The following is a 13,605-nucleotide window of genomic DNA, read 5'->3' as shown; positions in this document are numbered from 1 at the left end:
CGGGGTCACCGGGTTGCGCGCCGGTAGCGCCGGCCGTTGGCCGGCCCTCGGGGTATATGGCTCAGCCTTTCCCCAACCGCGCCACCAGCGTATGCAACGCCTGCTGCGCATCCGGCGCGAACCAGGCCTCGACGAACCGGTGCAGCTGGATCAGCTCCGGGTCCAGCGCCTCATGCAGGTCCACACGGGCGGTAGCGCGGGTCAGCAGCATCGGCTGGCGCGGCTGCGCCAGCAGCCGCTGCAGCCAGGCCAACGCCCGCGGCACCACCTGGTCGCCGTCGGCCAGCTCGTCCACCAACCCGATCTGCAGCGCCTGCTCGGCCGGCACCAGCGCACCGGTGGTCAGCAGCACGCTGGCCCGGTGCGGGCCGACCACGCGGCGCAGCAGGCGCTGGATGCCCTCCGGCGCCACCAGTCCCACCTGCACCTCGTTCAACCCGATCCCATACGGCTTGGCCGGATCCACGCTGCGCGCCATCACCCGGTAATCGCAGCACAGCGCCAACACGCAGCCACCGGCCGGGGCGTGCCCGGTCAGCGCGGCCACAACCGGAATGCGGCTCTGCGCGATGGTGCGCACCGCGCCGAAGAACGCGTTCCAGCTGTCCAGCAGCTTGTGCTTGTCCTCGCCGTGCGACAGCAGGTGCGGAACGTCCATGCCGCCGGTGAAGATGCGTTCGCTGCCCGAGAGGATGATCCCGTGCGCGTCCTCGGCCATGGCCAGCTCCACCTCGTGGATCAGCTGACGGCACAGCTCGGTGTCCAGCGCATTGACCGGCGGGCGGGCCAGCCGCAGCTCGCGGATGGGGCCATGGTTGATCACCTCGATAAGCGTCGTCATGCTGCGATCTCGTTGCGGGCAGGGAACTGAGGCGATGATAACCAAACCATTCGTGTGCGTATTGTTGGCGATGTGTGCGGCTGCAGCATCGGCCACAGCGGCGGAGCCGTCGTGTGTGACGGTGCGCGAGGGCTGGGTGCGGTTGCCGCCGCCGGGGGTAACGATGGCCGCCGGATACGGCGAGATCCATAACGGCTGCAGGACGCCGGTGACCGTGGTGGCTGCCGGCAGCAAGGCGTTCGGCGATGTGTCGCTGCACGAAACCACGCTGGTCGACGGCGTGAGCCGGATGCGCGCGGTGGAGCGGTTGCCGATTGCGCCGGGTGCGAGCGTAGCGTTGAAGCCCGGCGGCCTGCACCTGATGTTGATGCAGCCGGAAGTGGCGTTGGACGTTGGCAGGACGTTGCCGTTGCGACTCAGCCTGCAAGGCGGGAGCAAGGTCGACGCAACGCTGGTTGTGCGCACGCGCTGACCATGGCGTTCGGCGCGTTGCGCCGCCGCCCGACCAACGGTCGGGCGCTACCGGGAAGGGTGGTGGCACGCATCATCGGTAGGTACCGACCGTTGGTCGGTACGCCCTGGTAGGTACCGACCGTTGGTCGGTACGCCCTGGTAGGTGCCGACCGTTGGTCGGCACATGCTCAGCTGCAGGCCGCGCGCAGCGCGTCCGGCAGCGGGGCGCTCTTGCCGGTCTGGGTATCCATCCACACCACCACTACGTTGCCGTCCGAATACAGCGTGCTGTCGTTCTTCTGGTCCACGATGCGGTGGCCGATGGTCACGCTGCTGTTGCCGAGGCGCTCGACGAACAGCTCCACCACGATGTCGTTCGGCCACACGATCGGCAACCGGTAGTTGACGTTGGTGGCCGCCACCACCGGCGCGATGCGGTCGGTCATGGAAACGCCTTCCACGCCCAGCATCCAGCGCACGCGCGCCTCTTCCAGGTAGGAGATGTACTTGGCGTTGTTGACGTGGCCCATGCTGTCCATGTCGCGCCAGCGCACGCTGATCGGTACGCGGGCCAGGATCTTGTGTTCGTCGCTCATTACTTCTTCTTCGCCTTCGTGGTCTTGGCAGGGCTGGTCTTGCTGGGGGTGGTGGCGCGCTTGGCGGCCACCGCCTTTTTGGCCACCTTGGCCGGCTTCTCCGGCTTGGCCTTGCGCGGCGGACGGGCGTCGGGCTTGTTGGCCACCGCCGCCGGTGTTTCCGGGCGCGCGCTGACCGAGGGCAGCATCTTGGCAAGGAACTGGCCGGTGTACGACGCCGGGTGCGCGGCCACGTCTTCCGGGGTGCCGGTCACCAGGATGGTGCCACCGCGGTGGCCGCCCTCCGGACCCAGGTCGACGATCCAGTCCGCAGTCTTGATCACGTCCAGGTTGTGTTCGATCACCACCACCGTATTGCCTTCGTCGCGCAGCTTGTGCAGCACGCCGAGCAGCGCTTCGATGTCGTGGAAGTGCAGGCCGGTGGTCGGTTCGTCCAGGATATACAGCGTGCGCCCGGTATCGCGGCGCGACAGTTCCTTGGACAGCTTCACGCGCTGCGCTTCACCGCCGGACAGGGTGGTCGCGCTCTGGCCCAGCTTGATGTAGCTCAGGCCCACATCGACCAGCGTTTCCAGCTTGCGCGCGATGCTCGGCACCGGCTCGAACAACTTCAACGCATCTTCGACGGTCATCTGCAGCACGTCGTTGATGTTGTAGCCCTTGTACAGGATCTCCAGCGTTTCACGGTTGTAGCGCTTGCCGTGGCACACATCGCAGGGCACGTACACGTCCGGCAGGAAGTGCATTTCCACCTTGATCAGGCCATCGCCCTGGCACGCCTCGCAGCGGCCGCCGCGCACGTTGAAGCTGAAACGCCCCGGCGAATAGCCGCGCGCACGTGCTTCGGGCACCTGCGCGTACAGCTCGCGCAGCGGCGTGAACAGGCCGGTATAGGTGGCCGGGTTCGAGCGCGGGGTGCGGCCGATCGGCGACTGGTCGATGTCCACCACCTTGTCGAACAGGTCCAGCCCGTCCACCGACTTGTACGGTGCGATCGGATGCGAGGAGCCGTTGATCTCGTTGGCGGCCAGCGAGAACAGGGTGTCGTTGATCAGCGTGGACTTGCCCGAACCGGACACACCGGTGATGCAGGTGAGCAGGCCCGACGGAATGTCCAGGTCCACGCCCTTGAGGTTGTTGCCGCTGGCCCCGCGCAGGTGCAGGGTCATCTTCGGATTGGGCTTGTGCCGGCGCGCCGGGATCTCGATCGCGCGCTTGCCCGACAGGTACTGGCCGGTGAGCGAGCGCGGTGCCTCCAGGATGTCCTGCAGGGTGCCCTGGCCGACGATCTCGCCGCCGTGCACGCCCGCGCCCGGACCGATGTCCAGCACGTAGTCGGCGAGGCGGATCGCGTCTTCGTCATGCTCAACCACGATCACCGTGTTGCCCAGGTCGCGCAGGCGGGTGAGGGTGCCCAGCAGGCGTTCGTTGTCGCGCTGGTGCAGGCCGATGGACGGCTCGTCGAGCACGTACATCACCCCGACCAGGCCGGCGCCGATCTGGCTGGCCAGGCGGATGCGCTGCGCTTCACCACCGGACAGGGTGTCGGCCTTGCGCTCCAGGGTGAGGTAATCCAGGCCCACGTCGACCAGGAAGCCCAGGCGTTCGCCGATCTCCTTGACGATCTTGCCGGCGATCTCGCCGCGCCAGCCGGGCAGGGTCATGCCGCTGAAGAACTTCAGCGCTTCGTCGATCGGCAGCACCACCAGTTCCGGCAGCGCACGGTCGGCCACGAACACGTTGCGCGCGGCCTTGTTCAGGCGCTGGCCCTGGCATTCGGGGCAGTTGCGTTCGCTGATGTACTTGGCCAGCTCCTCGCGCACCGCCGCCGATTCGGTTTCCTTGTAGCGGCGTTCCAGGTTCGGAATGATGCCCTCGAAGCGGTGCTTGCGCTGGGTGCGGCCACCGGCTTCGGTGAAGTAGGTGAAGGTGATGGTTTCATCGCCGCTGCCGTACAGCACCGCCTGGCGCACGCTCTCGGACAGGGTCTGCCACGGCGCGTCCACGTCGAACTTGTAATGCTTGGCCAGCGAGGCGATCAGCTGGAAGTAGTACGCGTTGCGGCGGTCCCAGCCGCGCACGGCACCGGCCGAGAGCGACAGCTCCGGGTGCACCACCACGCGCGAGGGGTCGAAGAACTCGGCCATGCCCAGCCCATCGCAGCCCGGGCAGGCGCCCACCGGCGAATTGAACGAGAACAGGCGCGGCTCCAGCTCCGGCAGCGAGTAGTCGCACACCGGGCAGGAGTACTTGGACGAGAACAGCACCGGCTCGGCGCCTTCCACGTCCAGCGACTGCACCGAGACCATGCCGTCGCCCAGCTTCAGCGCGGTTTCGAAGCTTTCGGCCAGGCGCTGCTTGATGTCCTCGCGCGGGCGGAAGCGGTCGATCACCGCCTCGATGGTGTGCTTCTGGCGCAGCGCCAGCGGCGGCACCGCGTCGATCTCATGCAGCACGCCGTCCACGCGCACGCGCACGAAGCCCTGCGCGCGCAGCTGGTCGAACACCTGTGCGTGTTCGCCCTTGCGCTCGCGGATCACCGGGGCCAGCAGCATGTAGCGCTGCTCCGGGTCCAGGGTGAGCACGTGGTCGACCATCTGGCTCACGGTCTGCGCTTCCAGCGGGTAGCCGTGGTCCGGGCAGCGCGGGCTGCCGACGCGGGCGTACAGCAGGCGCAGGTAGTCGTAGATCTCGGTGATCGTGCCGACCGTGGACCGCGGGTTGTGCGAGGTCGACTTCTGCTCGATCGAGATCGCCGGGGACAGGCCTTCGATATGGTCCAGGTCCGGCTTTTCCATCACGCTCAGGAACTGCCGGGCATACGCCGACAGCGACTCCACGTAACGACGCTGGCCTTCGGCGTAGATGGTGTCGAACGCCAGCGACGACTTGCCCGAGCCGGACAGGCCGGTGATGACAATGAGCTTGTCGCGGGGGAGGTCGAGATCGATGTTCTTGAGGTTGTGCGTCCGCGCGCCGCGGATGCGGATGAAATCCATCGCCATGGGGGATCCGTTGTGGGGCTCTGGCCGGCAATCGGTCAGCCTACCGAGCTTGGGATTTGGGGGCAATCAGCGACATTGCCAGCCCTGCGTCTCATCTATTGAGACCTGTGGGGCCTGAACCTGAACAGGGTTCAGCCTGTCCGGCGTCAGGGCAGGGGGTGGGTTGACCCGGGGTGGGGGGAGTCATTAAAATCCCGCTTCTGTCCGCCCTCGATGGCGGCAGTCCATAGACCACAATAACTACAGAGGAAGTCTGGTCATGTACGCAGTACTGGTAACCGGCGGTAAGCAATACCGCGTGGCGCAGGGCGAAACGCTCCGCGTTGAAAAGCTCGAAGTCGAAGTCGGCAACGAGATCAAGTTCGAAGAAATCCTGCTGCTGGGCGACAGCGATGGCATCAAGCTGGGCGACGCGCTGAACGGCGCCTCGGTCACCGCCAAGGTCGTGTCCCAGGGTCGTGCCGACAAGGTCCGGATCATCAAGTTCCGTCGCCGCAAGCACCACATGAAGCGCCAGGGTCACCGTCAGTACTACACCGAAATCGAGATCACCGGCATCGCCGGTGGCAAGAAGTAATAAGGAGAAGCAGTCATGGCACATAAGAAGGGCGTAGGCTCATCGCGCAACGGTCGCGACTCCAACCCGAAGTACCTCGGCGTCAAGATCTTCGGTGGCCAGGCCATCGATGCCGGCAACATCATCGTGCGTCAGCGCGGCACCCAGTTCCATCCGGGCGCCGGCGTCGGCCTCGGCCGTGACCACACCCTGTTCGCGCTGGTCGACGGCAAGGTGGAGTTCTCGGTGAAGGGCCCGAAGAAGCGTCGTACCGTCAGCGTCGTCGCCGAAGCCTGATCTTCGCGATACGCAGGCGCCGCCCCCGCCCCGGCGTGGGGCCGCCGACGAAAGCCCCGCTTCGGCGGGGCTTTTGTTTTTCACGTTAGACTCTGCGGTCGGGCGCTTTCCCTGCCCACCGCCTCCAGTTGGCAACCAGAATCATGAAACTTGTAGACGAAGCAGAAATCCAGGTTACCGCCGGCAATGGCGGCAACGGCTGCGTCGGTTTCCGTCGCGAGAAGTTCATTCCGCTGGGCGGCCCGGACGGCGGCGACGGCGGCAATGGCGGCAGCGTGTACATCCGCGCCGACGAAAACCTCAACACCCTGGTCGACTTCCGCCACGAGCGCATCTTCAAGGCGCAGCGCGGCGAGAACGGCATGGGCCGCCAGGCCTACGGCAAGGGCGGCGAAGACCTGATCATCACCGTGCCGGTCGGCACCGTGGTGATGAACGTGGCCACCGACGAAGTGATCGGCGACCTGACCCAGCACGACGACATCCTGCTGGTGGCCAAGGGCGGCAAGGGCGGCCTGGGCAACATGCACTTCAAGAGCTCCACCAACCGCTCGCCGCGCCAGTCGCTGCCGGGCGAAGAGGGTGAAGAGCGCCTGCTCAAGCTGGAGCTGAAGCTGCTGGCCGATGTCGGCCTGCTGGGCTTCCCCAACGCCGGCAAGAGCACCCTGATCCGCGCCGTGTCCGCTGCCACCCCCAAGGTGGCCGATTACCCGTTCACCACCCTCTACCCCAACCTGGGCGTGGTGCGCGTTGAGAACTACCGCAGCTTCGTGATCGCCGACATTCCCGGCCTGATCGAGGGTGCGGCGGATGGCGCCGGCCTGGGCGCGCAGTTCCTGCGCCACCTGCAGCGCACCCGCCTGCTGCTGCACCTGGTGGACATCTCCCCGATGGAAGGCGGCGTGGAAATCTCGCCGATCGAGCAGGTCCGTGCGATCGAGCGCGAGCTGGAAAAGCACGACCCGGAGCTGCTGGAAAAGCCGCGCTGGCTGGTCCTGAACAAGGCCGACCTGATGTTCGAGGACGAGGCCAAGGCTGCGGCCGAGAAGATCATCGCCGAACTGGGCTGGACCCAGCCGTGGTACCTGGTCTCGGCGCTGGGCCGTGAAGGCACCTGGCCGATCATGACCAACATCATGGCCTTCTTCGACCGCCAGAAAGAAGACGAAGCGGATGCGCGCAACGCGCTCTGACGCTGTCCGGTCTTCAAAGGGGAACCCGGCTCCGGCCGGGTTTTTCCGTTTTGCCGTAGAGCCACGCCCTGCGTGGCTGCCGTCGGCGCAGGGTCCTGGATCGCAGCCAGCCAGCCACGCAGGGCGTGGCTCTACGCGGGGTGCTTTCCGCGTTTGGTCGGCCAACGCAAAAAACCCGGCCGGGGCCGGGTTCTTTTCCTGCACGCCGCGCGTGGCGCGGCGTCGCAGCGACGTATCAGGCGGCCTTGAGGGCCTTGATGCGCGCGGTCAGGCGGCTCTTGTGGCGAGCAGCCTTGTTCTTGTGGATCAGACCACGCGAGCTGAAACGGTCGAGGATCGGCTGGGCGACGGCAAAGGCTGCCTCGGCGCCGGCGGCATCGTTGGCATCCAGAGCCTTGATCACCTTCTTGACAGCGGTGCGCAGCATCGAACGCTGAGCCGTATTGCGCGCGTTGCGCACGACGGTCTGCTTGGCGCGCTTCTTGGCGGACTTGATATTGGCCACAGTGGTGGTTTCCTGAAAAATCGGTGTAATGGGAACAGCAAGCTGGAAAGTATGATGGCTCGAAAAATGTACGTCAAGTCAATTGTCAAGAGGAAACACGGGTGAGTTCACCAAGGATGTTGCGCGGGTTGCTGTCCTTCAGCAGCATGACCATGATTTCGCGGGTGCTGGGGCTGGTCCGCGACCTGGCCGTGACCACCACCTTCGGCACCAATGCGGTGACCGATGCCTTCTGGGTCGCCTTCCGGGTGCCCAACTTCCTGCGCCGCCTGTTCGCGGAGGGGTCCTTCGCCACCGCCTTCGTGCCGGTGTTCACGGAAGTGAAGGAAACCCGTTCGCATGAGGAGCTGCGCGAGTTGATGTCGCGGGTCGCCGGCACGCTCGGCGCAGTGCTGATGCTGGTCACCGCGCTGGCGTTGATCTTCGCGCCGCAGCTGGCCACCCTGTTCTCAAGCGGGGTAGAGACCGACCCGGCCAAGCACGGCCTGCTGGTGGACCTGTTCCGGCTGACCTTCCCGTTCCTGCTGTTCGTTTCGCTGACCGCGCTGGCCGGTGGCGCGCTGAACAGTTTCCAGCGCTTTGCGATGCCCGCGCTGACCCCGGTCATCCTCAACCTGTGCATGATCGCCGGCGCGCTGTGGCTGGCACCTCGGCTGGGCGGCACTCCGGAAAAGCAGATCCTGGCGCTGGGCTGGGCGGTGCTGGCCGCCGGCGTGCTGCAGCTGCTGTTCCAGCTGCCCTCGCTGCACGGCATCAACCTGTTGACCCTGCCGCGCTGGGGCTGGCGCCATCCGGGCGTGCGGAAGGTGCTGACCCTGATGGTGCCGACCCTGTTCGGCTCCTCGGTGGCGCAGATCAACCTGCTGCTGGATACGGTGATCGCGGCCAAGCTGACCGATGGCTCGCAGTCGTGGCTGTCGCTGGCCGACCGTTTCCTGGAACTGCCGCTGGGCGTGTTCGGGGTAGCACTGGGCACGGTGATCCTGCCCGCGCTGGCCCGCCATCATGTGAGTACCGACAAGGCCGGCTTCTCCAGCGCGCTGGACTGGGGCCTGCGCACCACGCTGCTGATCGCCGTGCCGGCCATGCTCGGCCTGTTGCTGTGCGCCGAGCCGCTGATCGCCACCCTGTTCCAGCACGGCCAGTTCACCGCGTTCGACACCCGCATGACCGCGCTGTCGGTGTATGGCCTAAGCCTCGCGCTGCCGGCCTTCGCCCTGCTGAAGGTGGTGCTGCCGGCGTTCTACGCCCGCCAGGACACCCGCACCCCGGTACGTGCCGGCCTGGTCGCGCTGGTGGCCAACATGGTCTTCAACTTCATCCTGCTGGCCGTGCTCTACCACCTGATGGTGCCCGAGGCGCTGAAGGCGCAGGGCGTGTGGGTGGCCCTGGGCAAGCAGCCGGGCCTGCACCTGGCGCTGGGCATCGCCAGCGCGCTGTCCAGCTACCTGAACCTCGGCCTGCTCTGGTACTGGCTGGGCAAGACCGACGTCTACCAGCCCAAGCCCGGCTGGGCCGGCTACGTGACCCGCCTGGGCCTGGCCTGCGCGGCGATGGTGGCGGTGCTGCTGGGCCTGCTGCAGCTGATGACCGACTTCACCGACATGGACAAATGGCACCGCATCGGCAACCTGACCCTGCTGGTCGGCGGCGGCGGCCTGACCTACCTGATCGCCCTGGTCGCCATGGGATTCCGCCCGCGCCACCTGCGCGAGCATTGATCCACGACCACATCGCCACCACCTGTAGAGCCACGCCCTGCGTGGCTGCTTCCCTTCAACGCCCGGCTATACTTGAGGGTCATGCATTGCAACACATTGGCCCGAATGGGCCGGATCTCCATCAGATGAGCACCTTGTTCCGATCCATCGAAGGCGGGCCTCTGTTCCCGCACGGAAGCGTGGTCTGCATCGGCGCATTCGACGGCCTGCACCTGGGCCATCGTGCGCTGGTGCGGCATGCGGTGGCGCGTGCCCGCGCGCTCGGCGTGCCGGCCGTGGCGGTCGCCTTCGAACCGCTGCCGCGCGAGTACTTCGCCCAGGGCGAGCCGCCGCCGCGGCTGACCCTGGCCCGCGACAAGGTGGCGATCCTGCAGGGTTTCGGCGTGGACGCCATCGGCCTGCTGCGCTTCGACGCGCGCATGGCGGCCATGCCCGCCGAAGCCTTCGTCGAACAGCTGCTGGCCCAGCGCCTGGGCGCCCGCGAAGTGTGGATCGGTCCGGAATTCTGCTTCGGCAACCGCCGTCGCGGCGACCTGGCCCTGCTGCAGGCGATGGGCGGACCGCTGGGCTTCAGCGCCGGCGAAATCGAAGCGGTGGACCTGCACGGCGAACGCATTTCCGCCACCCGCATCCGCCAACTGCTGCGCGACGGCGACTTCACCCGCGCCGCCGACCTGCTCGGTCGCCCCTATGCGATCAGCGGGCGGGTCGTGCGCGGGCGCCAGCTCGGCCGCACCCTGGGCTTCCCGACCGCCAACCTGCGCTTTCCGAAAACGCCGGCGCTGGCGGGCATCTACGCCACCTGGGTGCACGGCGTGTTCGACCAGCCGTGGCCGTCGGTGTCCAGCTTCGGCACCCGGCCCACCGTGGACGGCGTAGAGCCGCTGCTGGAAGCGCACCTGTTCGATTTCCAGGGCGACCTGTACGGTCGGCACATCGAAGTCGAGTTCGTGGCCAAGCTGCGCAACGAAGAAAAGTTCCAAGACCTGGCGGCACTGACCGACCAGATGCACCGTGACGCCGATCAGGCCCGTCACATCCTTTCCGAACACAGATTGCGAGCCACTGCGTGAGCCAGGACTACAAAGCCACCCTTCATCTGCCGGCCACCGAATTCCCGATGCGCGGCGACCTGCCCAAGCGCGAGCCGGGCATTCTGTCGCGCTGGGAGGACGAGGGCCTGTACGCCCGCCTGCGCGAAAACGCGCAGGGTCGCCCGCTGTTCGTGCTGCACGACGGCCCGCCGTATGCCAATGGCCAGATCCACCTGGGCCATGCGGTCAACAAGATCCTCAAGGACATCATCGTCAAGTCGCGCTACCTGGCCGGCTTCGATGCGCCCTACGTGCCGGGCTGGGATTGCCACGGCCTGCCGATCGAAATCGCGGTCGAAAAGAAGTGGGGCAAGGTCGGCGTCAAGCTCGATGCCGTCGAGTTCCGGCAGAAGTGCCGCGAATACGCCGAAGAGCAGATCGAGCTGCAGCGCCGCGACTTCAAGCGCCTGGGCGTGGTCGGCGATTGGGACAACCCGTACAAGACCCTGAGCTTCGATTTTGAAGCCAATGAAATCCGTGCGCTGTCGAAGATCTTCGCCAACGGCCACATCGTGCGCGGCGCCAAGCCGGTGCACTGGTGCTTCGACTGCGGCTCGGCGCTGGCCGAAGCGGAAATCGAGTACCAGGACAAGACCTCGCCGGCCATCGACGTGGCCTACGTCGCACGCGACAGCGCACAGCTGGCCGCGCGCTTCGGCGTGACCCTGCCGGCCGATGTCGAGGTCGCCGTGCCGATCTGGACCACCACGCCGTGGACCCTGCCGGCGTCGCTGGCGGTGTCGCTGGGCGCGGACATCCAGTACGCGCTGGTCGAAGGCCCGGCCCACAACGGCAAGCGTCGCTGGCTGGTGATCGCGGCCAGCCTGGCCGAGCGCGCGCTGCGCCGGTACGGCGTGGACGAGGTGCTGGCCCACGGCCATGCCGCCGGTGCCGCGCTGGAAAACCTGCTGCTGGCCCACCCGTTCTACCCGCAGCGCGACATCCCGCTGCTCAACGGCGCGCATGTGTCCGATGAGGACGGTACCGGTGCGGTGCACACCGCCCCCGGCCATGGCCAGGAAGACTTCGTGGTCAGCCAGCAGTACGGGCTGATGGACACCTACACCGCCGCGCAGATCAACCCCGTCGACGGCCGTGGCGTGTACCTGCCGTCCACCCCGCCGGCGGGCGAGGTGGTGCTGGCCGGCGTGCACCTGTGGAAGGCGCAGCCGATGATCGTGTACGTGCTGCGCGACTCCGGCGCACTGCTGGCGTTCGTGGAGATCGTGCACAGCTACCCGCACTGCTGGCGGCACAAGACCCCGGTGGTGTTCCGCGCCACCCCGCAGTGGTTCATCTCGATGGAAAAGGCCAACCTGCGCAACGACGCGATGGCCGCCATCGACAACGTCGGCTGGTTCCCGAGCTGGGGCAAAGCGCGCATCGGCAGCATGGTCGACGGGCGCCCGGACTGGTGCATTAGCCGCCAGCGCACCTGGGGCGTGCCGATCGCACTGTTCACCCATCGCGAAACCGGCGAGCCGCATCCGCGCACCGTCGAGCTGATGCTGCAGGTGGCCGACCGCGTGCAGCAGGGCGGCATCGACGTCTGGTATGCGCTGGACGCCGCCGAACTGCTCGGCGATGACGCCGCGCACTACGAGAAAGTCACCGACATCCTCGATGTCTGGTTCGACTCGGGCGTCACCCACGAAGGCGTGCTGCTGGAGCGTGGCTTCGGCAAGCCGGCCGACCTGTACCTGGAAGGCTCGGATCAGCATCGCGGCTGGTTCCAGTCCTCGCTGCTCACCGGTGTGGCCATCGACAAGCATGCGCCCTACAAGCAGTGCCTCACCCACGGCTTCACCGTGGACGAGAACGGCCGCAAGATGTCCAAGTCGCTGGGCAACGGCATCGAGCCGCAGGACATCATGAAGACCCTGGGCGCGGACATCCTGCGCCTGTGGATCGCCTCGGCCGACTACAGCAATGAAATGTCGCTGTCGCAGGAAATCCTCAAGCGCAACGCCGACGCCTACCGCCGCCTGCGCAACACCGCGCGCTTCCTGCTCGGCAACCTGGACGGTTTCGATCCGGCCCGCCACCTGGTGGCGCCGGCCGACATGGTCGCGCTGGACCGCTGGATCGTGCATCGCGCCTGGGAAGTGCAGGAGAAGATCAAGGCTGCCTACACCGGCTACAACATGGCCGAGATCGTGCAGCTGCTGCTGAACTTCTGCAGCGTCGACCTGGGCTCGCTGTACCTGGACGTGACCAAGGACCGGCTGTACACCATGCCGACCGACTCGCGTGGCCGCCGTTCGGCGCAGACCGCGATGTACCACATCGCCGAAGCGTTCACCCGCTGGGTGGCCCCGATTCTGACCTTCACCGCCGACGAGCTGTGGGGCTACCTGCCGGGCGCGCGCAAGGACAACGTGCTGTTCGCCACCTGGTACGAAGGCCTGGCCCCGCTGCCGGCCGACGCCCCGTTGAACGCGGCCGACTTCGACCAGCTGCTGGCCCTGCGCGAGCAGGTGGCCAAGGTGCTGGAGCCGATGCGCGCCAACGGCGCCATCGGTGCCGCGCTGGAAGCTGAGATCACCGTCGCCGCCAGCGAAGACACCGCAGTGCGCTGGCAGCCGCTGGCCGATGAGCTGCGCTTCCTGTTCATCAGTGGCGACGTGAGCGTGCGCCCGGCGACCACCGACGAGGTGTTCGTCAGCGCCCAGCCGACCAGCAAGCAGAAATGCGTGCGCTGCTGGCACTACCGCGCCGACATCGGCACGGTGGCCGCCCATCCGGAACTGTGCGGTCGTTGCGCAAGCAACGTCGACGGTGCCGGCGAAGACAGGAAGTGGTTCTGATGGCCGCCCCGCGTCCGCGCCCGAGCGCGCTGGTGTGGCTGGTGCTGTCGGCCGCCATCATCATCCTCGACCAGTGGAGCAAGGCCTGGGTGCTGTCCAGCCTGCCCGAGTTCCAGCCGGTGCCGGTCATCGACGGTTTCTGGAACTGGTACCGCACCTACAACACCGGCGCTGCGTTCAGTTTCCTGAGCGACGCCGGCGGCTGGCAGCTGTGGTTCTTCACCGCGCTGGCGGTGGGCATCAGCGGCCTGATGGCGTTCTGGCTCTCGCGCACCCCGCGCGCGCACTGGCGCAGCGCGGTGCCGTACGCGCTGGTCATCGGCGGCGCGATCGGCAACGTGATCGACCGCCAGGTGCACGGCCACGTGGTCGATTTCATCCAGTGGTACGTGGGTGAGCACTACTGGCCCGCGTTCAACATCGCCGACGCCGCGATCGTGGTCGGTGCCATCGGCATCGCCGTGTTCGGCCTGCTCGACGGCAAGGCCGCCAAAAAGGCGGATAATGCCAACCCGTAACCCACCGCCGGCCGCTGCC

Annotated in this window: 12 protein-coding genes; 8 read left to right on the top strand and 4 right to left on the bottom strand. The window is 66.9% G+C overall.

Translation table 11 applies throughout. The features are described from left to right. Nucleotides 1–61: 61 nt before the first annotated feature. Nucleotides 62–841 (bottom strand): enoyl-CoA hydratase/isomerase family protein, encoded by a 780-nt coding sequence (locus RWO33_RS02780; RefSeq protein WP_314101799.1) that lies wholly within the window; start codon nucleotides 839–841, stop codon nucleotides 62–64. 34 nt (nucleotides 842–875) lie between these two features. On the opposite strand from RWO33_RS02780, the gene RWO33_RS02775 reads away from it, so the two are divergent. After that, a complete protein-coding gene (locus RWO33_RS02775; protein ID WP_314101829.1) occupies nucleotides 876–1,313 on the top strand; it encodes a copper chaperone PCu(A)C in 438 nt (145 codons plus the stop codon). A gap of 169 nt (nucleotides 1,314–1,482) precedes the next feature. Here the strand turns inward: RWO33_RS02775 and RWO33_RS02770 are convergent, their stop codons facing one another. Both RWO33_RS02770 and uvrA read right to left on the bottom strand, forming a co-directional pair. Next, nucleotides 1,483–1,890: a thioesterase family protein gene (locus RWO33_RS02770; protein ID WP_314101797.1), complete on the bottom strand. Its 408-nt coding sequence runs from the start codon at nucleotides 1,888–1,890 to the stop codon at nucleotides 1,483–1,485. Beyond that, nucleotides 1,890–4,895 (bottom strand): excinuclease ABC subunit UvrA, encoded by a 3,006-nt coding sequence (uvrA, locus tag RWO33_RS02765; protein ID WP_314101796.1) that lies wholly within the window; start codon nucleotides 4,893–4,895, stop codon nucleotides 1,890–1,892. Before uvrA ends, RWO33_RS02770 begins: the two co-directional genes overlap by 1 nt. A 259-nt stretch (nucleotides 4,896–5,154) precedes the next feature. Here uvrA and rplU point away from each other — a divergent pair, with 259 nt between their 5' ends. From rplU to cgtA, 3 genes are all read left to right on the top strand, one after another. Beyond that, a complete protein-coding gene (gene rplU / locus RWO33_RS02760; protein WP_145478253.1) occupies nucleotides 5,155–5,472 on the top strand; it encodes a 50S ribosomal protein L21 in 318 nt (105 codons plus the stop codon). 15 nt (nucleotides 5,473–5,487) lie between these two features. Then, nucleotides 5,488–5,748 carry a 50S ribosomal protein L27 gene (rpmA, locus tag RWO33_RS02755; RefSeq protein WP_070209175.1) on the top strand — a complete coding sequence of 87 codons (261 nt, stop codon included), beginning with the start codon at nucleotides 5,488–5,490 and terminating at the stop codon, nucleotides 5,746–5,748. A gap of 143 nt (nucleotides 5,749–5,891) precedes the next feature. Continuing rightward, a complete protein-coding gene (gene cgtA / locus RWO33_RS02750) occupies nucleotides 5,892–6,941 on the top strand; it encodes an Obg family GTPase CgtA (protein WP_314101792.1) in 1,050 nt (349 codons plus the stop codon). Between the two features lie 235 nt (nucleotides 6,942–7,176). On the opposite strand, the gene rpsT is transcribed toward cgtA, so the two are convergent. Then, complete coding sequence (rpsT, locus tag RWO33_RS02745) at nucleotides 7,177–7,446, bottom strand: 30S ribosomal protein S20 (protein ID WP_017354922.1); 270 nt, start codon at nucleotides 7,444–7,446, stop codon at nucleotides 7,177–7,179. 116 nt (nucleotides 7,447–7,562) lie between these two features. Between rpsT and murJ the strand changes: the two genes are divergently transcribed. The 4 genes from murJ (at nucleotide 7,563) to lspA (ending at nucleotide 13,586) form a co-directional block, all read left to right on the top strand. Then, the gene (gene murJ / locus RWO33_RS02740) at nucleotides 7,563–9,167 is read left to right on the top strand and encodes a murein biosynthesis integral membrane protein MurJ (protein WP_314101787.1); all 1,605 of its coding nucleotides are present in this window, start codon (nucleotides 7,563–7,565) and stop codon (nucleotides 9,165–9,167) included. Between the two features lie 125 nt (nucleotides 9,168–9,292). Beyond that, entirely contained in the window at nucleotides 9,293–10,240 is a 948-nt protein-coding gene (locus RWO33_RS02735) for a bifunctional riboflavin kinase/FAD synthetase (RefSeq protein WP_145478251.1), read from the top strand. Then, a complete protein-coding gene (gene ileS, locus RWO33_RS02730; RefSeq protein ID WP_314101783.1) occupies nucleotides 10,237–13,068 on the top strand; it encodes an isoleucine--tRNA ligase in 2,832 nt (943 codons plus the stop codon). Before RWO33_RS02735 ends, ileS begins: the two co-directional genes overlap by 4 nt. Then, nucleotides 13,068–13,586 carry a signal peptidase II gene (lspA, locus tag RWO33_RS02725; protein ID WP_314101781.1) on the top strand — a complete coding sequence of 173 codons (519 nt, stop codon included), beginning with the start codon at nucleotides 13,068–13,070 and terminating at the stop codon, nucleotides 13,584–13,586. The genes ileS and lspA overlap by 1 nt, the downstream gene beginning before the upstream one ends. The last annotated feature ends 19 nt before the right edge of the window (nucleotides 13,587–13,605 follow it).

The sequence above is a fragment of the uncultured Stenotrophomonas sp. genome (assembly GCF_963519925.1).
GTDB lineage: Bacteria > Pseudomonadota > Gammaproteobacteria > Xanthomonadales > Xanthomonadaceae > Stenotrophomonas > Stenotrophomonas maltophilia_AE.
The sequence above is the reverse complement of the archived record's forward strand: the minus strand, read 5'-3'. Positions and strand labels throughout refer to the sequence as shown.

Bases quoted from the DNA above. Each gene is read 5' to 3' on its own strand.
- rplU (WP_145478253.1), top strand. From the start codon at position 5,155: ATGTACGCAGTACTGGTAACCGGCGGTAAGCAATACCGCGTGGCGCAG.
- uvrA (WP_314101796.1), bottom strand. From the start codon at position 4,895: ATGGCGATGGATTTCATCCGCATCCGCGGCGCGCGGACGCACAACCTC.
- RWO33_RS02780 (WP_314101799.1), bottom strand. From the start codon at position 841: ATGACGACGCTTATCGAGGTGATCAACCATGGCCCCATCCGCGAGCTG.
- rpmA (WP_070209175.1), top strand. From the start codon at position 5,488: ATGGCACATAAGAAGGGCGTAGGCTCATCGCGCAACGGTCGCGACTCC.
- RWO33_RS02735 (WP_145478251.1), top strand. From the start codon at position 9,293: ATGAGCACCTTGTTCCGATCCATCGAAGGCGGGCCTCTGTTCCCGCAC.
- RWO33_RS02770 (WP_314101797.1), bottom strand. From the start codon at position 1,890: ATGAGCGACGAACACAAGATCCTGGCCCGCGTACCGATCAGCGTGCGC.
- cgtA (WP_314101792.1), top strand. From the start codon at position 5,892: ATGAAACTTGTAGACGAAGCAGAAATCCAGGTTACCGCCGGCAATGGC.
- lspA (WP_314101781.1), top strand. From the start codon at position 13,068: ATGGCCGCCCCGCGTCCGCGCCCGAGCGCGCTGGTGTGGCTGGTGCTG.
- murJ (WP_314101787.1), top strand. From the start codon at position 7,563: ATGTTGCGCGGGTTGCTGTCCTTCAGCAGCATGACCATGATTTCGCGG.
- RWO33_RS02775 (WP_314101829.1), top strand. From the start codon at position 876: ATGATAACCAAACCATTCGTGTGCGTATTGTTGGCGATGTGTGCGGCT.